General features: G+C 44.1%; 19 protein-coding genes. 13 read left to right on the top strand and 6 right to left on the bottom strand.

Going from position 1 to position 21,522, the window contains the following annotated elements; all coding sequences use genetic code 11:
- Positions 1-735: 735 nt before the first annotated feature.
- The 6 genes from gyrA to dnaA all read right to left on the bottom strand — a co-directional run bounded on the left by gyrA (position 736) and on the right by dnaA (position 9,543).
- Entirely contained in the window at positions 736-3,318 is a 2,583-nt protein-coding gene (gene gyrA, locus IRE19_RS10890) for a DNA gyrase subunit A (RefSeq protein ID WP_191714523.1), read from the bottom strand.
- A 30-nt stretch (positions 3,319-3,348) separates the two neighbouring features.
- Entirely contained in the window at positions 3,349-5,277 is a 1,929-nt protein-coding gene (gene gyrB, locus IRE19_RS10885) for a DNA topoisomerase (ATP-hydrolyzing) subunit B (protein ID WP_191714524.1), read from the bottom strand.
- 164 nt (positions 5,278-5,441) lie between these two features.
- Complete coding sequence (gene recF / locus IRE19_RS10880; protein ID WP_191714525.1) at positions 5,442-6,554, bottom strand: DNA replication/repair protein RecF; 1,113 nt, start codon at positions 6,552-6,554, stop codon at positions 5,442-5,444.
- Complete coding sequence (gene yaaA / locus IRE19_RS10875; protein ID WP_146555346.1) at positions 6,544-6,783, bottom strand: S4 domain-containing protein YaaA; 240 nt, start codon at positions 6,781-6,783, stop codon at positions 6,544-6,546. Before yaaA ends, recF begins: the two co-directional genes overlap by 11 nt.
- A 106-nt stretch (positions 6,784-6,889) precedes the next feature.
- Entirely contained in the window at positions 6,890-8,026 is a 1,137-nt protein-coding gene (gene dnaN, locus IRE19_RS10870; protein WP_203340396.1) for a DNA polymerase III subunit beta, read from the bottom strand.
- 173 nt (positions 8,027-8,199) lie between these two features.
- Complete coding sequence (gene dnaA, locus IRE19_RS10865; protein WP_191714527.1) at positions 8,200-9,543, bottom strand: chromosomal replication initiator protein DnaA; 1,344 nt, start codon at positions 9,541-9,543, stop codon at positions 8,200-8,202.
- 491 nt (positions 9,544-10,034) lie between these two features.
- Between dnaA and rpmH the strand changes: the two genes are divergently transcribed.
- The 13 genes from rpmH to IRE19_RS10800 all read left to right on the top strand — a co-directional run bounded on the left by rpmH (position 10,035) and on the right by IRE19_RS10800 (position 21,479).
- Positions 10,035-10,172: a 50S ribosomal protein L34 gene (rpmH, locus tag IRE19_RS10860; protein ID WP_038705267.1), complete on the top strand. Its 138-nt coding sequence runs from the start codon at positions 10,035-10,037 to the stop codon at positions 10,170-10,172.
- An 80-nt stretch (positions 10,173-10,252) separates the two neighbouring features.
- Entirely contained in the window at positions 10,253-10,594 is a 342-nt protein-coding gene (gene rnpA, locus IRE19_RS10855) for a ribonuclease P protein component (RefSeq protein WP_191714528.1), read from the top strand.
- A gap of 60 nt (positions 10,595-10,654) precedes the next feature.
- Entirely contained in the window at positions 10,655-11,434 is a 780-nt protein-coding gene (gene yidC / locus IRE19_RS10850; RefSeq protein ID WP_191714529.1) for a membrane protein insertase YidC, read from the top strand.
- Positions 11,431-12,177: an RNA-binding cell elongation regulator Jag/EloR gene (gene jag, locus IRE19_RS10845; protein WP_203340395.1), complete on the top strand. Its 747-nt coding sequence runs from the start codon at positions 11,431-11,433 to the stop codon at positions 12,175-12,177. The genes yidC and jag overlap by 4 nt, the downstream gene beginning before the upstream one ends.
- Positions 12,178-12,641: 464 nt before the next feature.
- On the top strand, positions 12,642-14,027 hold the full coding sequence (mnmE, locus tag IRE19_RS10840) for a tRNA uridine-5-carboxymethylaminomethyl(34) synthesis GTPase MnmE (protein ID WP_191714531.1): 1,386 nt from the start codon (positions 12,642-12,644) through the stop codon (positions 14,025-14,027).
- Positions 14,028-14,049: 22 nt separating this feature from the next.
- Positions 14,050-15,939, top strand: coding sequence for a tRNA uridine-5-carboxymethylaminomethyl(34) synthesis enzyme MnmG (mnmG, locus tag IRE19_RS10835; RefSeq protein ID WP_203340394.1), 1,890 nt, complete (start codon positions 14,050-14,052; stop codon positions 15,937-15,939).
- A 139-nt stretch (positions 15,940-16,078) separates the two neighbouring features.
- Positions 16,079-16,792 carry a 16S rRNA (guanine(527)-N(7))-methyltransferase RsmG gene (gene rsmG / locus IRE19_RS10830; protein ID WP_203340393.1) on the top strand — a complete coding sequence of 238 codons (714 nt, stop codon included), beginning with the start codon at positions 16,079-16,081 and terminating at the stop codon, positions 16,790-16,792.
- 86 nt (positions 16,793-16,878) lie between these two features.
- A complete protein-coding gene (gene noc / locus IRE19_RS10825; RefSeq protein ID WP_203340392.1) occupies positions 16,879-17,745 on the top strand; it encodes a nucleoid occlusion protein in 867 nt (288 codons plus the stop codon).
- Positions 17,746-17,900: 155 nt separating this feature from the next.
- A complete protein-coding gene (locus tag IRE19_RS10820; protein ID WP_191714535.1) occupies positions 17,901-18,662 on the top strand; it encodes a ParA family protein in 762 nt (253 codons plus the stop codon).
- Positions 18,655-19,488, top strand: coding sequence for a ParB/RepB/Spo0J family partition protein (locus IRE19_RS10815; protein WP_203340391.1), 834 nt, complete (start codon positions 18,655-18,657; stop codon positions 19,486-19,488). The genes IRE19_RS10820 and IRE19_RS10815 overlap by 8 nt, the downstream gene beginning before the upstream one ends.
- A 150-nt stretch (positions 19,489-19,638) precedes the next feature.
- Entirely contained in the window at positions 19,639-20,352 is a 714-nt protein-coding gene (locus IRE19_RS10810) for a DUF554 domain-containing protein (RefSeq protein WP_191714537.1), read from the top strand.
- A 19-nt stretch (positions 20,353-20,371) separates the two neighbouring features.
- Positions 20,372-21,259, top strand: a complete 888-nt coding sequence (locus IRE19_RS10805; protein ID WP_203340390.1) for a mechanosensitive ion channel domain-containing protein — start codon at positions 20,372-20,374, stop codon at positions 21,257-21,259.
- 19 nt (positions 21,260-21,278) lie between these two features.
- Positions 21,279-21,479: a DUF951 domain-containing protein gene (locus IRE19_RS10800; protein ID WP_146555360.1), complete on the top strand. Its 201-nt coding sequence runs from the start codon at positions 21,279-21,281 to the stop codon at positions 21,477-21,479.
- Positions 21,480-21,522 lie beyond the last annotated feature (43 nt).

Raw genomic sequence — 21,522 nt, 5'->3', positions numbered from 1 at the left:
GCTGTATGTTGACGTTTTGCTGTTCAGTTTTCAAGGTTCAAGTTGTTTGCCGCGCTCATTGGCGACTCAACTAATATACCATGCTTACGTAATAGAAGTCAACACTTTCTGCAAAAAACTTTAAAACTAATAAAAATGCCTGTGGTAAAAATGAAAAAACTGAAGTTTTGCCAAAGAATAAGGCTTGCAGTAAAGCCTTGATCCAGTCTGCAGATACCGCATGATCCACTCTATAATCTTTGCAGCATGTGCTGTTGCTGTCTTACTGCCAAAAGAAAGACTTTACCGAAAAGCTTGCTGGCTACCAAAAGGAATCAACCATAAGACGGCGCCGAACAGTCCCACTTTCAAAGACTAAACCATCATATTCTATAGAGTTCCGGCTTTTATAAAAACGAAAGCCCTCCAATACTTTTCTCTTTCTCTTAATGATAGAAGAAACAAACGCTACAAGTTTATTGCGGGCAGACGCTACTGCATTCGTACGACTCTAATCCGTTTGTTTAATCCGGAAGATTCATTCTCACCGCACAACTCTCTGAACAGCCAGTGTTTCAGCTAAGAAAATTCTTATCGCCTCACGAAATTCCCATCGTCTTCCTGCCACGCATCAAAAGCCATGGCTGAACTGCAGTTCCCGCTCCTGCAGGCGAGAATGTCCGCATTCTTTTCATTGCTCGCTGTTTCCATAAAAAAAAGCCGGCTGAATATGATCAGCCGGCTGCAAAAATTCAATTATTCTTCGTCTTCTTCTGGAGTTTCTTCTATATCATCAATCTTCTCATCAGCTACAACGTCTTCGTCTTGGAAAACATCTGCTTCAGCACTTTCTTCGATCAAAGTTTTCTCAACATCTTCATCGATGTCTTCCAGATCGTCAGGCATTTCAATATCTTTCTTCACTTTAGCTACAGTTGCCACAATTTCGTCTTCACCCAATCGGATCAAGCGAACCCCTTGTGTGCTTCTGCCCGTCGTTGAAATATCGTTGACATCCATACGGATCAAAATGCCATTGACGGTAATCAGCATAATATCTTCTGTTCCATTCACCGTCCGTACCGCAACAAGAGGTCCGTTTTTGTCGGTGATCTGGCAAGTCTTGATTCCCATACCGCCTCGGGATTGAACGCGGTACTCGGATTCTTTCGTCTGTTTGCCGTATCCTTTTTCCGTGATGACCAATACATTGTCGTTTGGATCCAAAATCTCCATGCCGACCACTGCATCTCCTTCACGAAGACGGATGCCCCGAACGCCACTGGCAGTTCGGCCCATGCTGCGGATATCGGTTTCAGGGAATCGGATCAAGGCACCGTCTCTAGTACCGATGACCATTTCCTTATTGCCGTCTGTCAGCTTCACTGAAATCAGTTCGTCTTCTTCACGAAGGCTGATGGCAATCAAACCGTTTTGGCGAATGTTGGCATAATTCGTCACAGGGGTCCGTTTGCTGACTCCTTCACGCGTCGTAAAGAAGAAGAATGCATCTTCTTTGAATTCATTGACACGAATAACAGCTGTGACTTTCTCTTCCTTGCCGATTTCCAACAAGTTGACCAATGGCAAGCCTTTGGCAGTACGGCCGTATTCAGGAATCTGATAGCCTTTTTTACGGTATACTTTCCCTTTGTTGGTGAAGAACAGGATCGTATCGTGAGTAGACGTGTACAGCAAATGTTCGACGAAATCATCTTCGTTTGTACCCATTCCCTGCACGCCGCGCCCTCCACGTTTCTGGCTGCGGTAAGTATTGGCTGGAAGACGTTTGATATAGCCATTATGCGTCAGCGTCAATACAGATGCTTCCACTGGAATCAAATCTTCGTCTTCAAACATTTCCGCTCCGCCGGTTGTGATTTCAGTTCTCCGTTTGTCGCTGAAACGTTCTTTTATTTCAAGCATTTCTTCCTGGATGATTTCAAGAATGCGGTATTCATTCGCTAAAATCTCTTTAAGGTCGTCAATCAATTTGACAAGAGCTTGATATTCTTCTTCAATTTTGTCTCTTTCCAATCCAGTCAAACGCTGTAGGCGCATATCTAAAATGGCCTGAGATTGGCGTTCAGTCAAGTTGAAGTCGGACATCAGCCCATTGCGTGCCTGCTCAGCAGTCTGTGATCCACGGATCAAGGCGATGATTGCATCAATGTGGTCCAATGCAATACGCAGTCCTTCAAGGATATGTGCGCGGTCTTCCGCTTTCGTCAATTCAAATTGCGTACGGCGGCGAATCACTACTTTTTGGTGTTCCAGGTAGTGGAACAGAATTTCTTTTAGGCCAAGAACTTTTGGATGGCCGTCTACAAGCGCCAGCATATTAATACCGAAGCTTGTCTGCATAGCTGTTTGTTTGTACAAGTTATTCAATAACACACTCGCACTCGCATCTCTGCGCACTTCAATAACGATGCGCATGCCGTTGCGGTCAGACTCATCCCGAAGGTCGGTGATGCCATCAATCCGCTTGTCGCGTACAAGCTCGGCAATTTTTTCGATCAACCGGGCTTTATTCACCTGGAAAGGAATTTCGTTGACGATGATGACTTCCTTGCCGTTGGCTTTTGTTTCAATATCTACTACTGAACGGATCAGGATGGAGCCTTTGCCCGTTTCATAGGCACGGCGAATACCGCTGCGGCCAAGGATGATGCCGCCGGTCGGGAAATCAGGTCCTGGAATGAATTCCATCAGCTCTTCCGTAGTAATTGCCGGGTTTTCAGCCAATGCTAAAACAGCATCAATGGTTTCACCCAAATGATGAGGGGGAATATTGGTAGCCATACCAACTGCAATGCCTGAAGTTCCGTTGACCAATAAATTCGGGAAACGGCTCGGCAAAACAACCGGCTCTTTTTCTTGTCCATCGTAGTTGTCTCTGTAATCAATTGTGTTTTTGTTCAAATCACGGAGCAATTCCATGGAAATTTTCGACATTTTGGATTCCGTGTAACGCATCGCAGCTGCTGAATCGCCATCAACCGACCCGAAGTTACCGTGTCCATCTACCAGCATATAACGGTAGCTGAAATCCTGTGCCATGCGGACCATTGTTTCATAAACAGCTGTGTCACCGTGGGGATGGTATTTACCAATAACATCTCCGACAATACGCGCTGATTTTTTATAGCCTTTATCTGAAGTGATCCCTAAATCGTACATTGCATAAAGAATGCGGCGATGGACAGGTTTCAGTCCATCACGCACATCCGGTAAAGCACGGGAAACGATAACGCTCATTGCGTAATCCAAAAATGAAGTCCGCATTTCCGTACTTATATTTATTTCTTCAACACCACTGCTAGGCCGTTCAGCCATACCTGCAGCCTCCTCTCAACTCTCTATCACTTAAACGTCCAAATTTTTAACGTATTTCGCATTTTCTTCGATAAAGTTACGGCGTGGTTCGACGTCGTCTCCCATTAGGATATGGAAAGTTTCGTCCGCCACCATCGCATCGTTTAATGTCACCTGGAGCAATGTCCGAACATCCGGATCCATTGTCGTATCCCATAGCTGTGTAGCGTTCATTTCTCCAAGCCCTTTATATCGTTGAATATTCGGTTTCGGTGTCGGAGACAATTTTTCAAGCGCCTCTTTTAACTGTTGGTCTGTGTAAACATAATCCACGTGCTTGCCTTGTTTGATTTGGAACAAAGGCGGCTGGGCAATATAAATATAGCCTGCTTCAAGCAATGGACGCATGTAGCGGAAAAAGAACGTCAGCAGCAAGGTGCGGATATGGGCACCATCGACGTCCGCATCGGTCATGATGACGACTTTATGGTAGCGTGCTTTTTCCAAATTGAATTCCTCGCCAATCCCTGTTCCAAGCGCTGTAATGATGTTGCGGATTTCAGCGTTGGTAAGAATCCGGTCAAGACGGGCTTTTTCTACGTTGAGGATTTTCCCACGAAGCGGCAGGATCGCTTGGAAATGGCGATCACGCCCTGATTTTGCAGAACCGCCGGCTGAGTCGCCCTCAACGATATAGATTTCACTGACTTTCGGATCCCGTGATGAACAATCTGCCAATTTACCCGGAAGACTGGATACTTCAAGCACGGATTTGCGGCGCGTGAATTCACGGGCTTTTTTAGCGGCCATCCGTGCATGGGAAGCCATGATGCCTTTTTCAACAATTTTTCGCGAAACGGAAGGATTCTCCAATAAGAACCGCTCAAATCCGCCAGAGAATAAATTATTGACGATTGTGCTGACTTCCGTATTGCCCAGTTTGGTTTTTGTCTGGCCTTCAAACTGTGGATCCGGATGCTTAATGGAAATGATGGCAGTCAAGCCTTCACGCACATCGTCACCCGTCAAGTTAAGATCCTGCTCTTTTAACATGCCATTTTTGCGGCCATAATCATTGACCACACGAGTCAAAGCCGTTTTAAAGCCCGATTCGTGCGTTCCGCCTTCATGGGTATTGATGTTGTTGGCGAATGAAAAGATGTTCGCTGCATAGCCGGCATTGTATTGCATAGCTACTTCAACAGTGATTCCTTCTCTTTCGGCTTCAACGAAAATCGCTTCTTCATGAAGTGGATCTTTTGTTTTATTCAAGTGTTCGACATAGGACTTGATGCCGCCCTCAAAATGATAGTTCTTCTCTTTCTCTTCACCTTCACGCTCATCTCTTACCACGATTTTCAAGCCGCGATTCAAATAGGCAAGCTCACGAAGGCGGTGATCAAGAATATCAAACTCGTAAACGGTCGTTTCTTTGAAAATTTCAGAATCTGCTTTAAAACGAATCGTTGTGCCGGTATGTTCTGAATCACCGATCACGTGAAGATCTTCTGTTACAGCACCACGTTCGAACTTGATGTAATGGCGTTTTTCGTCACGGTTGACGTATACTTCCGTAACTTCAGACAAAGCGTTGACGACCGAAGCCCCAACACCGTGGAGGCCGCCGGATACTTTGTAACCGCCGCCCCCGAATTTACCGCCAGCGTGCAATACCGTCATAATAACTTCAACTGCCGGGCGCCCCATTTTTTCCTGCATGCCGACAGGGATTCCGCGTCCGTTGTCTTCTACGCGAATCCAGTTGTCCGGTTCGATTGAGACTTGGATTTCTGTACAATGACCTGCCAATGCCTCATCTATACTGTTATCAACGATTTCCCAAACCAAATGGTGAAGTCCTCTTGAACCCGTAGAACCGATATACATACCCGGTCTTTTACGAACGGCTTCCAATCCTTCCAATACTTGAATCTGATTGGCTTCATATGATTCCTGTAGACCTTTTTCTTCCATAGACATTCCATTCACCTGCTCTTTCTTACGCATTTCTTTCTCTTGTATAAACAAACTCTTGATTTCCAAACAGACAAGCAGCCGCACAAAAACAGCCGGCATCTGATTTTCTTATTAAATGACGGCTCAGCTATTCAAAGGATATGTGCGGGTGCATAAGGCATTTGTTTTCACTTCTTGACTGTCCCGGCAGAAACCTCAAACAAGCGGGCACTTTGAATCGTTTCGTGCTGGATGCCTTCCACACTGGTTGTTGTGACAAACGTCTGGACAGACCCCTTGATCGTATTCAATAAATGCGATTGCCTGTAATCATCCAATTCGGATAGGACGTCATCCAGCAACAGGATCGGCGCTTCTCCGACTTCTTGCTTGATCAATTCGATTTCCGCCAATTTCAGAGATAAGGCAGTGGTGCGTTGCTGTCCCTGTGAGCCGTAAGTCTGGACATCGTAACCATTCACGAAAAATTGAAGTTCATCACGGTGTGGACCCACCAGCGTCACTCCGCGTTCGATTTCTCGTTTCCTGACCTCTGCCAATTTCTGCTCTAAAAAAGACGCCATTTCCTCAGGCGTCCAGTCGGGCTTTAAACCGTTGATCGGCTGATAACGGATTTCAAGTTGTTCCAGCCCCCGGGAAATGCCGTGATGGATCGGTTCAGCCCACTTCTGCAAAAGCTCCATAAACTGATACCGCTTGCGGATGATTTTGACAGCCGACTCGATAAATTGTTCGGTATAAACGTCAAACATGACGTCATTGATTGTTTGTTTCCCATAATGTTGCTTTAATATATGATTTCTTTGTTTGAGGAGTTTTTGATAAGTTACTAGATCATGCAGATAAACTGGAGAAATTTGTCCAATTTCCATATCAATGAACCGTCTGCGGACCTGTGGACTGCCTTTTACAAGATGCAGATCTTCAGGAGCAAACATCACGACATTCAATTGGCCGACATAATCACTCAGCCTGCGTTGTTCCAAATGATTGACTTTCGCTTTCTTCCCTTTTTTTGACAATGTAATTTCAAGGGGCAGTTTGCCGTATTTACGGTAAACATCAGCTTTTATTTTACCATATTCGGCGTCCCAGCGTATCAATTCCTTGTCATTGGAAGTGCGATGGGATTTAGCCATGGATAAAACATACAAGGATTCCATGATATTGGTTTTTCCTTGTGCATTCTCTCCTATAAAGACGTTGATGTCTGGAGAAAACTCCAGTTCCAGCGTTTCGTAGTTTCGATAATTGACAAGCTCGAGGCGGTCAATCCGCATCGAAGCTCATGCCTTCAGCCGTCACGATACGAAAATCTCCAAACCCTGGAATGTTGACCAGATCATCAGGGCGCAATTTGCGGCCTCTGCGGTTTTCAGCTTCCCCGTTTACAAAAACTTCGTGTTCGCCTAAGAACCATTTGGCCATTCCGCCAGAACTTATTGTGTCTGTCATTTTCAATAATTGGCCAAGCGTAATATATTCAGTCTCAATCCCGATTTCTCTCAAAATGCACTCATCCTTCGATTCATAGTCTATCCCTTTATTTTACCCTATTTTAGCTAAAAAGTAAAAAGGATAGCCTATATGGCTATCCTGAGGGTCTGTTTTAAATTTAATAGGTTCGGACGGGAAGAATAAGCTGCAAAATTGAATCATCCAATGCCGATTTTAAAATGAACGGGCGCATCGCTCCAGTGAACTGGATGACGACATCTTGTCCGTCGATCGCTTTCAATGCATCCATCATAAATTTGGCACTGAAAGAGATTTTCAATTCTTCTCCTTCGATGCTTTGTGCTTGAAGCTGCTCTTCTACTTTCCCGACTTCCGGAGAATTAGATGAAACTTCAACTTCACTGCCGGAATTTGTGGAGAAGCGTACAACGTTATTGCGTTCTTCTCTTGCCAGCAAGGATGCACGGTCAATTGCCTGAAGCAATGAACGGCCGTTTACAGTGACAGTTGTTTTGTATTCTGCCGGAATCAGGCGGCTGGTGTCCGGATAGTTGCCTTCTAAAAGACGGGAGAAAAACAAAATGTGTTTGGATTTGAATAGAACCTGCTGGTTGGTCATGACGATTTCCACTGCTTCAGAAGTGTCATCCAGAATTTTATTCAATTCAGTCAAACTCTTGCCGGGAATGACCACACTGTATTCCCCTTCTGGCAAAGTTTCGAGTTTTGTTTTGCGGCGTGCCAAACGGTGGCTGTCAGTTGCTACACAAACCAGCTCCCCGTCTTTGACTTCCCAATGGACGCCTGTCAGTACAGGACGTGTTTCAGAACTTGATACGGCAAATACCGTTTCTCGGTTAATGGTCTTCAATAGATCTGCTGGAATGGTAAACAGGCGATCATCTTGAATATCAGGCAATTGTGGATAATCCATTGCATCCAACCCGATTAAATGGAATTCAGACTTCCCTGAACGAATATGAGTCTGGAAATTTCCTGTGATTTCGATTTCCACTTCATTTGTCGGCAATTTACGGATGATTTCACCAAAAACTTTGGCTTGAAGAACAATGCTTCCTCCATCGGTTACTTGGATGATCTGCTCTCCATCTTCTTCAGCTGGAATAAACGTTTGAATCGTGATGTCAGAATCACTTCCTGTCAATCTCATTCCTTCAGAAGAAACGTCCATTTTAATTCCCGTCAAAATCGGAATGGTCGTTTTTGAACTTACTGCTTTCATTACATCGTTTAATCCTTCAACTAGTCGCTCACGTTTTATCTCGAATTTCATTCTCGAACCTCGCTTATATATATATTTTATTTAAAGGCTTTTAAAGTAATAGTAGTAGTAGGGCCTGTGAATATGTGGATAAGCCCTTTAAAGTCAATAAAAGCAGCTTATCCACATGTAGACAGTCTGTGCATAAACTGCTTGCCTATTTATTGGGTTATCCACAAGGAATTTTACTTGCCGAGTGAACTTTTGATGTCTTTTACATCTTGCTGAAGCTGTTGATTATCTTTCAGCATCTTAGAAATTTTGTCGTGCGCATGAATAACCGTCGTATGATCACGGCCTCCGAATTCTTCACCAATTTTCGGCAAAGAGAAATCGGTCATTTCACGGGACAAATACATCGCCACTTGGCGCGGATAAGCAATGTCCTTGGTGCGGCGTTTTGTTTTGAAATCTTCCAGTTTGACGTTGAATTGCTCACCGACCGCGTTTTGGATGTCCAAAATCGTAATCACTTTCGGCTTGGAATTCGGCATGATGTCTTTTAAGGCTTCAGCTGCCAATTCTGCACTCATATCACGGTTGATGAGAGAGGAGTAAGCCACAACACGGATCAAAGCCCCTTCCAATTCACGGATATTGGAGTCGATGGAGTTGGCAATATAGGTCATAACGTCGTTTGGAATATCCAAACCATCAGCTTTTGCTTTTTTGCGCAAAATGGCGATGCGTGTTTCCAGATCAGGCGGGGTAATATCAGTGATTAAGCCCCATTCAAAGCGGGAGCGGAGCCGATCTTCCAGTGTTGGAATTTCTTTTGGCGGCCGATCACTTGAAATGATGATCTGTTTGGATTCTTCATGCAGCGTGTTGAATGTATGGAAGAATTCTTCCTGGGTCTGCTCTTTGCCCGCTAAAAACTGGATGTCATCAATCAAAAGAATATCGACACCTCTGTATTTATCGCGGAATTCTCCAGTTTTATTGTCACGGATCGAATTGATGAATTCGTTCGTAAATTTTTCCGAAGATAAGTAAACCACTTTAGCATTCGGGTTGTGTTCGAGGACATAATGTCCGATTGCGTGCATTAAATGTGTCTTCCCAAGTCCTACTCCCCCATAGATAAACAGCGGGTTATAAGCTTTTGCTGGAGCTTCGGCCACGGCCAAAGAGGCGGCATGGGCAAAGCGGTTACCTGAACCAATGACAAATGTGTCAAAAGTATATTTAGGGTTCAGCATACCAGGCAAAAACTCTTGCTGCTGGTCTTGCCCCGGTTTAATGCGAGGTGCAGGGAGTTGAAAATCATCCATATCCTGATCTTTTGGCACAACAAATTTAATCATCATATCATCGCCGGTGGAATCCGATAAGATCCCTGTAATCAAATGGACGTAATGGTTTTCCAACCAATCACGTGCAAAAGAATTAGGCGCTGAAATAGTGACTGTATCATCCTGGTAGGATAAAAGCTTTGTCGATTTTAACCATGTTTCAAAACTTGGTTTGGAGATTTTGGTTTCAACTTGGGCTAAGACACTCGACCATAGTTCGTCTAAGTGTTCCAATAGCTCGTCTCCTTTATATGCAATTATATTTTAGAGTATACCATACACAAAACCACAGCTTGTGGATAACATTTGCAAACAAGGTGGTGAATAACTATCCACACCTTACCCACAATTTGTGGATAACTTATTTAGGGTGAAAACTGTTAACAAGTGAAAACAAGTTAATGTTACCAAAAAAGATGAGACAACACAAGAAGTTCTTTAAGTTATCCACATTTCTTTTTTTGTTCACATTGGATCTATCCACAAGGAGTTCTTATGTTAAAAAACTGTAGATAAGGCATGTGGATAATTATTTTTTAGAAAAAATTAATGCACAGGGGATCAAGGGATAAAAAAAGAAACTGTGTATAACTTAAGAGATGGAGAAGAAGAGGATCTGAAGAGGTTTTACAATAAGATATTGACATTTATACCCGTGCGCCTTTATAATAGTCGAGACTGTCTTTAGAAAAATAGTTAACTCTTTATATAGGAGGTGTCTTATAATGACATTGCGCACATATCAACCAAATACACGTAAACACAGCAAAGTACACGGCTTCAGAGCACGTATGAGCACAAAAAACGGACGCAGAATCATCGCTGCACGCCGTCGCAAAGGAAGAAAAGTATTATCAGCTTAAGTCCACTGACCGCATCAGTGGTCTTTTTTTCTTTTCTGCTGCATTTTAGCGGAGAGGCATTAAAATAAGCAGGTGAAAGAATGAACAAGCACCAACGGATCAAGAAGAACAAAGAGTTCCAGCATGTTTTCAAAAAAGGAAAATCTTTTGCGAATCGGCAGTTTATTGTTTACGTATTAAAAGGTGAGCAGCCCGAATTTCGCCTGGGATTGTCCGTCAGCAAAAAAGTAGGAAATGCAGTAGCCCGCAACCGTGTTAAACGGTATATCCGGCAAACGTTCCTGGAATTGAAGGACGATTTGCTGCCGAATGCAGACTACATTATCATCGCCCGACCACAGGCGGCCACATTGGATTTTCATGAAAGCAAGAAAAGTCTTGAACACGTATTGAAAATAGCACGTGCATTACCCAAGAAGTAGAAGACCGTGCCGAATAGATGTTATTATAGAAGTAATTGAAATTAGTTTGGGGGAAGAAGGGTGAATAAGAAATTAGTTTTACTTATTTCACTGATTGCAGTTACGTTGCTGCTTTCCGGCTGTACGGAGTTTGATCAGCCAATCAGTGACCAGAGTGAAGGGTTTTGGAACGAATTTATCGTTTGGCCGTTAGTATCAGCCATCACGTACTTCAAGAATTTACTGGGAACTTATGGCTTCGGGATTATTGCCGTTACGATCATCATCAGATTGGTAATGCTTCCATTGATGATCAAACAAACGAAAAGTTCGAAGCGTATGCAGGAAGTACAGCCTGAACTTGTTAAGTTAAAAGAAAAGTACAAGTCGAAAGATGCTGTAACGCAACAGAAATACCAAACAGAAATGATGGCGTTGTTCCAGGAAAAAGGCGTTAATCCGATGGCAGGTTGTTTGCCTGTCTTGATCCAAATGCCTGTCTTGATTGGGTTCTATCACGCAATCAGCCGAATGAACAACACACCTGAAATCGATTTGGGAGCGTTTCTCATCTTCCCATTGGCAGAACCAAGCATTATTTTAGCGGTAATCGCAGGGTTGATGCAGTTTATCGTTTTGCGGACTGGACCAGCTATGGACAATCCACAAATGAAGATCATGATGTATTTCATGCCGGTAATGATCATTGGATTTGGTATTATCTTGCCGTCCGCATTGACACTTTACTGGGTTATTGGAAATATCATTTCACTTATTCAAAACCTGTTCATCTACCGTCCATGGGAGAAAAAAGAAGTGCAGCAACCTGTTAAAACGAAAGCAGGAGGGGTTAAAAAGTGAAACAGATTACGCAGACGGGTTTAACTGTTGAAAACGCGATATCTGAAGCATTAGAAAAACTCCAAGTTACACGTGAAGAAGTGAGCATCAAGATTATCCAGGAGCAGAAAAAGGGCTTTTTAGGCTTCGGAGCCAAAAAAGCAGAAGTCGAAGTTACGGTTATTGAAAAAACGCCGATTTCGGAAAAGCCACTGGATGAAACACCGAAAAAACTTGAAGAAGTTCAGGGGAAACCTGAATTATTGCCTGAAAAAGAGGAAGAAGAGGAAGCGATTCCGGCTCTTTCCAATGAACAAGCAATCCAAGAGACAAAAAATTACATCCAATCCATTGCGGAAGGCATGAAAATTGAGGACTTATCGATTACTCATGAGCAGCGTGGGAAAAAAGTGAATTTTTACTTGGAAAGCGAAAAAGTGGCGATGCTGATCGGAAAACGGGGACAAACCTTGAATTCCCTTCAGCAATTGGCACAGCTTGTTGCCAATAAATACTCAAATCAGTTTATGATGGTTGAATTGGACGCTGAGAATTACCGGGAGCGCCGCCAAGAGACGCTGGAGCAGTTGGCAGACCGGATGGCGGATAAAGCGATCCGGACTGGTGGGCGTGTACAGTTCGAACCGATGCCTTCTTATGAAAGAAAAGTCATTCATCAGGCGTTATCAAGACGTCTAGACATTGATACGCATTCTGAAGGAAAAGATCCGAACCGTTATCTGGTCATTGAACCTCATAAATAAGCTTGAATCCGCCGATCTGGCGGTTTTTTTTATGCCGAATATGCTGCTTCAAACAAGAATTTCTATGGTTTTCCCGGAATCTCTGTATTTCTTGTATAGCTAAGCGGCTGCAGTGATTAAAAAGATAGGGGAGTTTCAGTTTCTACATGAAAAATGAAATTTGAATTGTTGGAAAGCCGGAAATACGGAGATTTCGCATTAAACTAAGCCAATACAAAAAGCTTTGTGAACTTTTGAAGCGGAATTTTATTAAGGCGAAGCGCTGTGTCTTTTGATTTCAGCCGTTTTATGCTATTGTAGTATGTTAGAAAGCCATGTACATTTATTGGTTGTCCACATGTGGACAACTTTTTTAAAGCTCAAAATAAAGTTATAAACATAGATTTGGGTAATCGGGCTGTCGCGTTGTTTTATTTGTTATCCACAGCCAGCGCGAACGCTTTTCTTTAAGAGGAGGAAACATCATGGAATTCGACACAATCGCTGCCATATCGACACCGAGCGGAGAAGGGGCAATTGCCATCGTCCGTTTGAGCGGGCCGGAAGCTGTAGCTATTGCGGACAAACTATTCCGGGCTCCCAGCAAAAAAGCGTTGGCTGTTCAGCCTACGCATACCATCCATTACGGACATCTTGAAGATCCGGCCACAGAGGAAGTAGTGGAGGAAGTTATGGTCTCCCTCATGAAAGCCCCTAAAACCTTCACACGTGAAGATGTCATTGAAATCAATTGCCACGGTGGAATTGTTTCAGTCAATCGAGTACTGGAATTGGCGTTGCGCGCAGGAGCAAGACTTGCAGAGCCCGGCGAGTTCACCAAACGGGCATTTTTGAACGGCCGCATCGATTTGTCGCAGGCAGAAGCAGTGATGGATTTGATTCGCGCGAAGACGGATCGTGCCATGGATGTTGCACTCAACCAGATGGAAGGCCGGCTATCCAAGCTGATCGGTACATTGCGCCAGGCATTACTGGAATCAATTGCCCAAATGGAAGTGAACATCGATTATCCGGAATACGACGATGTGGAAGAAATGACACGTCCGGTTATGCTGGAAAAATCAAAATGGGTGCAATCGGAAATCGAGAAATTGCTGCAGACTTCCTCACAAGGCAAAATTTTGCGAGAAGGGCTTTCAACCGTCATTTTGGGGCGTCCCAATGTCGGAAAATCTTCTTTATTGAACAGCCTTGTTCAGGAAAATAAAGCCATTGTCACAGAAATAGCGGGAACAACCCGTGATATAATAGAGGAATACGTAAATGTCCGTGGTGTTCCATTGCGTTTAGTCGATACGGCAGGCATCCGGGAAACGGAAGACATTGTCGAACGGATCGGTGTTGAACGTTCACGAAAAGTGTTGAAGGAAGCGGATTTGATTCTTTACGTTCTGAATTATGCAGAAGCACTGACTCCGGAAGATGAGCTGCTGTTTGAAACAGTCAAGGATATGGACTATATTGTCGTTATCAATAAAACCGATTTGCCGCAGAAAATCGACTTGGAACAAGTACAGAGACTGGCGGGCGATAAATTGTTGGTGACCACTTCTCTGATTGAAGAAGAAGGGATCGATCAGCTTGAAGAAGCGATTGCTGACCTGTTCTTCCAGGGAGAGATCGAAGCAGGGGACATGACCTATGTATCCAATGTGCGCCACATCGCATTGCTGCATCAGGCACATCAAACTATTTCAGATGCGATCGGAGCAGCCGAAATGGAAGTTCCCGTGGATATGATTCAAATCGATGTCACTCGAACTTGGGAAATCCTTGGCGAAATTATTGGAGATACCGCAGATGACGGCCTCCTGAACCAATTATTCTCTCAGTTCTGTCTAGGGAAATAAAACTCGAAGGGAATGAACGAACATGCCACAATACGAAGCAGGCACGTTCGATGTCATCGTCGTAGGCGCAGGACATGCAGGAGCGGAAGCCGCTCTTGCATCTGCACGGATGGGCGCTAAAACGCTTGTTTTGACGATGAATCTGGATATGATCGCATTCATGCCATGCAACCCATCAATCGGTGGGCCGGCGAAAGGCATTGTCGTACGTGAAATTGACGCACTTGGCGGAGCCATGGGGCGCGTTATCGATAAAACACACATTCAAATGAGAATGTTGAATACAGCTAAAGGACCGGCTGTACGCGCTTTGCGTGCACAGGCGGACAAAGTGCTTTACCAACAGGAAATGAAGCGCTTGATGGAAGAAGAACCGAATTTAACTTTGCATCAAGGCATTGCTGAGGAATTGGTTGTGGAAGATGGTAAAGTACAAGGGTTGATTACGCAGGTAGGAGGCATTTACCGTGCCAAATCCGTCGTTATTACAACAGGGACATTCCTGCGCGGCGAAATCATCATTGGGGATCTGCGTTATTCAAGCGGACCGAACAACCAGCAGCCATCTATTAAATTGGCAGAAAACCTGGAAAAACTCGGCTTTGAAACGGTCCGTTTCAAAACGGGTACGCCTCCACGCGTCAACAGCAACAGCATTGACTACAGCAAAACCGAAATTCAGCCCGGCGATGAAGTGCCGCGCGCTTTCGGCCATGAGACCACCGAATACATTACAGATCAACTGCCATGCTGGTTGACGTATACAAATGAAAAGACTCATCAGATCATTGATGACAACCTGCATCTGTCGCCGATGTATTCCGGGATGATCAAAGGAACCGGGCCACGCTATTGTCCGTCAATCGAAGACAAGGTTGTCCGTTTCAATGACAAACCACGCCATCAGATCTTCCTGGAGCCGGAAGGCCGTAATACGCGCGAGGTTTACGTACAGGGCCTTTCAACCAGTTTGCCGGAACATGTCCAACGGCAGCTCCTGGAATCGATTCCAGGGCTTGAGAAGGCGGAAATGATGCGTGCCGGTTATGCCATCGAATACGATTCTATCGTGCCGACGCAATTGTGGCCGACATTGGAGTCGAAACAGATTGAGAATCTTTATACTGCCGGCCAGATCAACGGAACTTCCGGTTATGAAGAAGCGGCTGGCCAAGGATTAATGGCCGGCATCAACGCAGCAGCTAAAGTGTTAGGCAAAGATGAAGTCATTCTGAGCCGCTCTGATGCTTATATCGGTGTATTGATCGATGACCTGGTGACAAAAGGAACCAACGAACCTTATCGCTTGTTGACTTCCCGTGCGGAATACCGCTTATTGCTCCGTCATGACAATGCAGATATGCGGTTGACGGATCTTGCCTACTCAATCGGCATGATTACAGAAGAGCGTTACGTGAAATACTTGGCGAAAAAAGAGCGCATTGAAGAAGAAATCAAGCGTTTGAGAAGCATCATGATCAAGCCGAACGAAGTGACCCAGCAAGTGATTCGCGACGCAGGCGGCAGTGAATTGAAGGATGGCATTCGCGGAGCGGATTTATTGAAGCGTCCGGAAATGACCTATGACATGATTTCACAGCTGACAACCTCAGTAGTGGATCTGGAAGACGAAGTAAAAGAGCAAGTCGAAATTCATATCAAATATGAAGGCTATATCGAAAAATCATTGCAGCAGGTTGATAAACTCAAAAAAATGGAGAATAAAAAAATTCCGGAAAATATTGATTATCATGCCATTTCAGGAATCGCGACAGAAGCGCGTGGAAAACTTGCGGAAGTCCGTCCGCTTTCCATCGCACAGGCTTCCCGCATCTCTGGCGTGAATCCGGCTGACATATCCATCTTATTGGTGTATATTGAACAAGGAAAGATCGCTAAGATTTCAGTGTAAACATTCAGGTGGGAGCACCTGTTCGATATCATGGGATTCCCATGAACCAAAGGCATAAGCTAGACAACAGAATGGGCTGGCTCACACCAGCCCATTTGCTTTTACATAGAAACCCCATAACAAGAGGGAGGAAGCCAACTTGAATGAACAACAGTTTAAAGATGCCCTCAGCGAAAAAGGGATCCTTTTAACAGAGGAGCAACTTGAACAATTCCGGGTTTACCATAAGGAACTGGTTGAGTGGAATGAGAAAATGAACCTCACTGCAATTACGGAACAATCTGCTGTTTACTTAAAACACTTCTATGACTCCATTACTGCAGCTTTTTATATAGACTTTACAAAACCGATGAAGATTTGTGATGTCGGTGCCGGTGCAGGATTCCCCAGTATCCCACTAAAAATTTGTTTTCCCCATATCGAGGTTACGATTGTGGATTCATTGAACAAACGCATTCAATTCCTGGAGCATTTGAGTAGCGAACTTGGCCTAACGAAAGTGAAATTTGTTCATTCGCGGGCAGAAGATTTTGGCCAGTCGAACGATCGTGAAAGCTACGATTTGGTGACAGCACGTGCAGTAGCCAGACTGTCGGTATTGGCCGAGTTGTGTGTGCCTCTTGTTAAAAAAGGCGGCGTATTTGCTGCTATGAAAGCTGCGTCTGCATCAGACGAATTGGAAACTGCCGAAAAAGCGTTGCAGAAGCTTGGAGTGAAATTGGAAGCTGTTCATTCGTTCCTGCTGCCAGTGGAAGAGAGCGAACGCTATATTCAGGTCTTTAAAAAGTTTAAGGAAACACCAAAGAAATACCCAAGAAAAGCTGGAGTTCCCAATAAATCGCCAATCTCGTAATGTTTCACGTGGAACATTTTTGCCGACGGAATAATAGCGATGAAGATTCAGCAGCTAAGTGAGCTTGCAAAAGGTGGTGCTTGAGGATGAAAAGTCCTTTTTCCCGTTTCTTCGGAGGCGGCGATAAAGCGAATGATACAGCGAAGAAGGAAGCGGGAGACCATAAAACTTCAGAAGAAGTCATTAAGCTGCCGCTCGACAAAATACATGCCAATAAATATCAGCCGAGAACGGTCTTCGATCAGGAAAAGATTGAAGAATTGGCAAGAACTATCCACGTTCATGGGGTTATCCAACCGATTGTAGTACGGAAGTCCGAGAGTGAAGGGCAGTATGAGATCATAGCAGGGGAACGGCGCTTCCGTGCTATGAAGTCACTCGAATGGACAGAAGTACCGGCCATCGTCCGGAACTTGAGTGACAAAGAGACAGCCTCCATTGCATTGATTGAAAATCTTCAGCGCGAAGAACTTACTTCAATTGAAGAAGCCCATGCTTACCAAAATCTGCTGGAAATCCAGGAGATCACACAGGAAGCATTGGCCCAGCGTCTTGGAAAAGGCCAATCGACAGTGGCTAACAAGCTGCGGCTATTGAAGTTGCCGGAAGAAATCCAAACAGCGTTGTTGAACCGTTTGTTGACGGAACGGCATGCAAGAGCTCTTCTGAAAGTGAAAGACGCAGAGCTTCAGCACAAATTGTTCGAGGAAACGATTGAAGAGAGCTTGAATGTAAAACAGTTGGAGGAAAAAGTGAGCAAGCTGCTCACGCCCCAACCGAAAAAACCGAAAGCCCGCAGAAAAGCATTTAGCCGAGATATGCGCATTGCGATGAACACCATTAAAGAGTCCTTGAACATGGTTTCCAAAAGTGGAATCGATTTGACGGCAGAAGAAGAAGAACACGAAGATTATTACCAAATCACAGTGAAAATTCCGAAAAAGAAATCGTAAAGGCTCTTTCCTTCTAGGAAAGAGCTTTTTTTACTAGCTTTGCCATCATATTGTTGAAAAATTTTGATACAATAGGAAAATGGAGCCTGCCAAAATAGCAAAAATAGAGGTTCCGCAGTAAAATGAAGAGAGTATTAAAGAAAGTTGGTGCAAGTGTGGGTAGAACTATTGCGATCGCCAATCAAAAGGGCGGCGTAGGGAAAACAACGTCTTCAGTGAACTTAAGTGCCTGCCTTGCTTATTTGGGCAAAAAAGTTCTGTTAATAGATATCGATCCTCAAGGGAATGCCACGAGTGGAGTGGGCGTAAACAAAGGGGATGTCGATCAATGCATCTATGAAGTTTTGATTGATGATGTAGATGTAAAGAGCACGATTATGGAAACCAAGGTAGAGAATCTCCATGTGGTTCCTGCAACCATTTCGCTTGCGGGTGCTGAAATCGAATTGGTTTCAACCATTTCAAGAGAAGCGCGCTTGAAAAACGCCTTGGCAGAAGTCAAAGATATGTACGATTACATAATCATTGATTGTCCACCGTCATTAGGGTTGTTGACCTTGAATTCATTGACGGCGTCTGATGCGATCATTATTCCGGTGCAATGCGAATACTATGCGTTAGAAGGACTAAGCCAATTATTAAGTACTATTCGCTTAGTGCAAAAGCATTTAAATCATGATTTAATGATTGATGGTGTATTGTTGACCATGTTGGATGCCCGCACAAATTTGGGCATGCAAGTAATTGAAGAAGTGAAGAAATACTTCCAGGATAAAGTTTACAAGACCATTATTCCCCGGAATGTGAGACTCAGCGAAGCACCAAGTCATGGAGAGCCAATTATCATCTATGATCCAAAATCCAGAGGCGCAGAAGTGTATTTAGAATTGGCGAAGGAAGTGATTCATAATGGCTAAAGGATTAGGAAAAGGCATCAATGCATTGTTTCCTGGCGAAACAATCAATGAAGCGGATAAAGTAACTCAAATCAACATCAGTAAAATAGGTGCAAACCCATACCAACCACGCAAAATTTTTGACCAGGCGGCTTTAGAGGAACTGGCGGAGTCCATTAAGGAACACGGTATCCTGCAGCCGATTGTCGTCAGAAAAACAGGCGAAAAATTTGAATTGGTGGTAGGGGAACGCCGTTTCCGAGCAGCCAAATTGATAAAATTAAAAGAAGTTCCCGCAATCGTTAAAGAGCTGACAGATCAGCAAATGATGGAACTTGCTATATTAGAAAATCTTCAACGTGAAGACTTAACGCCGATTGAAGAAGCAGAAGCTTACCAGAAATTGATGGAAGCTCTAAGTTTAACGCAAGAGCAACTTGCTTTCCGCTTAGGGAAAAGCCGTCCTCATATCGCCAACCATGTCCGTCTGTTGGCTTTGCCTGCAAATGTTCGCAAACTCATTTCTGACAAGGAATTATCGATGGGCCATGGACGTACGCTGCTAGGCTTAAGAAGCAAAAAACTTATTCCGGAAACTGCGGAAAAAGTGGTCAAGGAAAACCTCAATGTGCGTCAGCTTGAAAATCTCGTACAGCGATTGAACGAAAATGTTCCACGTGAAACAATTGAAAAAAAGAAAGATATTTTTATAGAAGAAAAGCAATCTGAGTTAAGAGATCGTTTCGGTACGAATGTACAAATCAAGAAGAGCAAGAACAAGGGGAAAATTGAAATCGAGTTTTTCTCAGAAGATGATCTGGAGCGGATTTTAGAGTTGTTAAGCTGACGAGTGCCTATTTCCCAAAATGGGAAATAGGTTCTGTTTTTGATAGGTGAAATACGGTGGGGATTGGACGAAGACGTAAAATCGACCTTCAAAAGAGGGAGAAGAGAGTCGGAAAAGAATTAACGCATATTGTGGGAGAGGAGAAATGAAGTGGTTCTCTTAGGGACGTTTATAAATGCGGTTTTAATTGTAGTGGGAACCATTATTGGACGGGCTCTTCGCAATATTCCTGACAAGATGAAAGAGACGGTCATGTATGTGATTGGACTGGCGGTCATTGTGCTTGGTTTGCAGATGGGATTTGAAAGCCGAAATTTCGTCATTGTCATCATTAGTCTGGTACTTGGAGCGGTTCTTGGAGAATGGGCAGATCTGGATGGCAAACTGAATGCCTTTGGCCATTGGATTGAGCGCATGTTGGGAGCGAAGGAAAGCAAAGGCAGCATCGCACAAGGGTTTGTAACTGCCACCTTGATTTTTGTCATCGGAGCGATGGGAATTATCGGGGCAATGGAGAGCGGCTTGAGCAATGAACACGGAGTGCTGATCTCCAAAGGGATCATTGATGGATTCACATCTATTGTCTTGGCTTCTACACTTGGTTTTGGTGTTTTGCTTGCTGCCGTTCCTGTATTTGTTTATCAGGGTTTGATTGCTTTGTTTGCTACTCAAATCAGTCGGGCTATTCCAGATGCTGCATTGGATATGTTCATTATGGAAATGACTGCGACAGGCGGCGTTATGATCGCTGCCATCGGTTTGAATATGATGGGTCTTACGAAAATTAGAGTGGCCAACCTATTGCCTGGAATATTGGTGGTCGGAATAGTGGTTACGGTCATCTATAAATTTAACTTGATGTAAGAGGTAGGAAGGTGAAAGAGTGAATTTAGAGAAAATAACGCATGAAATAACAACTGTATTGTCGGACCAAGAGATGTGGATTGACTTGGTTGTCATTTTGTTGAAAGTGGTTTTGATCACCATCGCTGCGGTTGTACTGGTGAAAGTTTTGCGTGTTGTCATCCGTAAAACATTTTCTGTACGCATTAAAGGGCCATTGCTATACAACGAACGCCGGCAACAAACCTTGTCGAAGCTATTGTCCAACGTTGTAGCCTATGTCGTGTATTTCATAGCAGCTGTTTCGATTTTATCGACGTTTACAATTGATATTACCGGCTTGATCGCCGGAGCTGGGGTGCTCGGCTTAGCCGTTGGTTTTGGGGCGCAAAACCTGGTGCGCGATGTGATTACAGGGTTTTTCATTATTTTTGAAGATCAGTTTTCAGTGGGGGATTACGTCCGCATTGGTGCTGCAGAAGGCACTGTCGAAGAAATCGGTTTGCGGACAACAAAAGTGAAAGCATGGACAGGGGAGCTGTTTATATTCCCTAACGGCACCATAACAGATGTCGTAAACTTTTCGATTCACAATTCCATTGCGGTCGTCGATGTCAATATTTCGTATGAATCAGATATTACTCGCGTGGAAAGTTTGATTATGGAATTTTTGGACGGTCTCCAGGATCGCTACGAACAAATCATCAAGCCGGCTGAATTGCTGGGTGTCCAAAATTTGACGACCACTGAAATTGTCATGCGGATCACTGCAGAGACATTGCCGATGCAGCATTTCGCTGTAGCCAGAGGAATGCGGCGCGACTTGAAGGACTTCCTTGATCATCGTGGAGTCGAAATCCCGTATCCACGTATGATAATGATGCAACGTTCTCCAGAAGAAGCGCTTGGAAAAAACGCAAACAGTTAATATAGAAGGAGGCAGGCTCATGGAAATGAAGGAGTTTGGACTGAACGATATAGTTGAAATGAAGAAAGGCCATCCGTGTGGAGCTAATGCGTGGAAGATTATCCGTATGGGGGCTGATGTCCGGATTAAATGTGAGGGCTGCCAGCATAGTGTCATGCTGCCGCGTATGGAATTCAATAAGAAAATGAAAAAAGTTTTAGTAAAAGCCGAAGCGGAATGAAAAATGGACATTTTCAGGTTCTATTCCTATAATGGAATGGTTG

Origin of the sequence: Planococcus beijingensis (assembly GCF_016820615.1) — a bacterium.
In the GTDB taxonomy this organism is placed as follows: domain Bacteria; phylum Bacillota; class Bacilli; order Bacillales_A; family Planococcaceae; genus Planococcus; species Planococcus notacanthi.
The sequence above is the reverse complement of the archived record's forward strand: the minus strand, read 5'-3'. Positions and strand labels throughout refer to the sequence as shown.

Coding starts and splice junctions, on each gene's coding strand:
- gyrA (WP_191714523.1), bottom strand. CDS start 3,318: ATGGCTGAACGGCCTAGCAGTGGTGTTGAAGAAATAAATATAAGTACG.
- gyrB (WP_191714524.1), bottom strand. CDS start 5,277: ATGTCTATGGAAGAAAAAGGTCTACAGGAATCATATGAAGCCAATCAG.
- recF (WP_191714525.1), bottom strand. CDS start 6,554: ATGCGGATTGACCGCCTCGAGCTTGTCAATTATCGAAACTACGAAACG.
- dnaN (WP_203340396.1), bottom strand. CDS start 8,026: ATGAAATTCGAGATAAAACGTGAGCGACTAGTTGAAGGATTAAACGAT.
- rpmH (WP_038705267.1), top strand. CDS start 10,035: ATGACATTGCGCACATATCAACCAAATACACGTAAACACAGCAAAGTA.
- rnpA (WP_191714528.1), top strand. CDS start 10,253: ATGAACAAGCACCAACGGATCAAGAAGAACAAAGAGTTCCAGCATGTT.
- mnmE (WP_191714531.1), top strand. CDS start 12,642: ATGGAATTCGACACAATCGCTGCCATATCGACACCGAGCGGAGAAGGG.
- mnmG (WP_203340394.1), top strand. CDS start 14,050: ATGCCACAATACGAAGCAGGCACGTTCGATGTCATCGTCGTAGGCGCA.
- noc (WP_203340392.1), top strand. CDS start 16,879: ATGAAAAGTCCTTTTTCCCGTTTCTTCGGAGGCGGCGATAAAGCGAAT.
- IRE19_RS10815 (WP_203340391.1), top strand. CDS start 18,655: ATGGCTAAAGGATTAGGAAAAGGCATCAATGCATTGTTTCCTGGCGAA.
- IRE19_RS10800 (WP_146555360.1), top strand. CDS start 21,279: ATGGAAATGAAGGAGTTTGGACTGAACGATATAGTTGAAATGAAGAAA.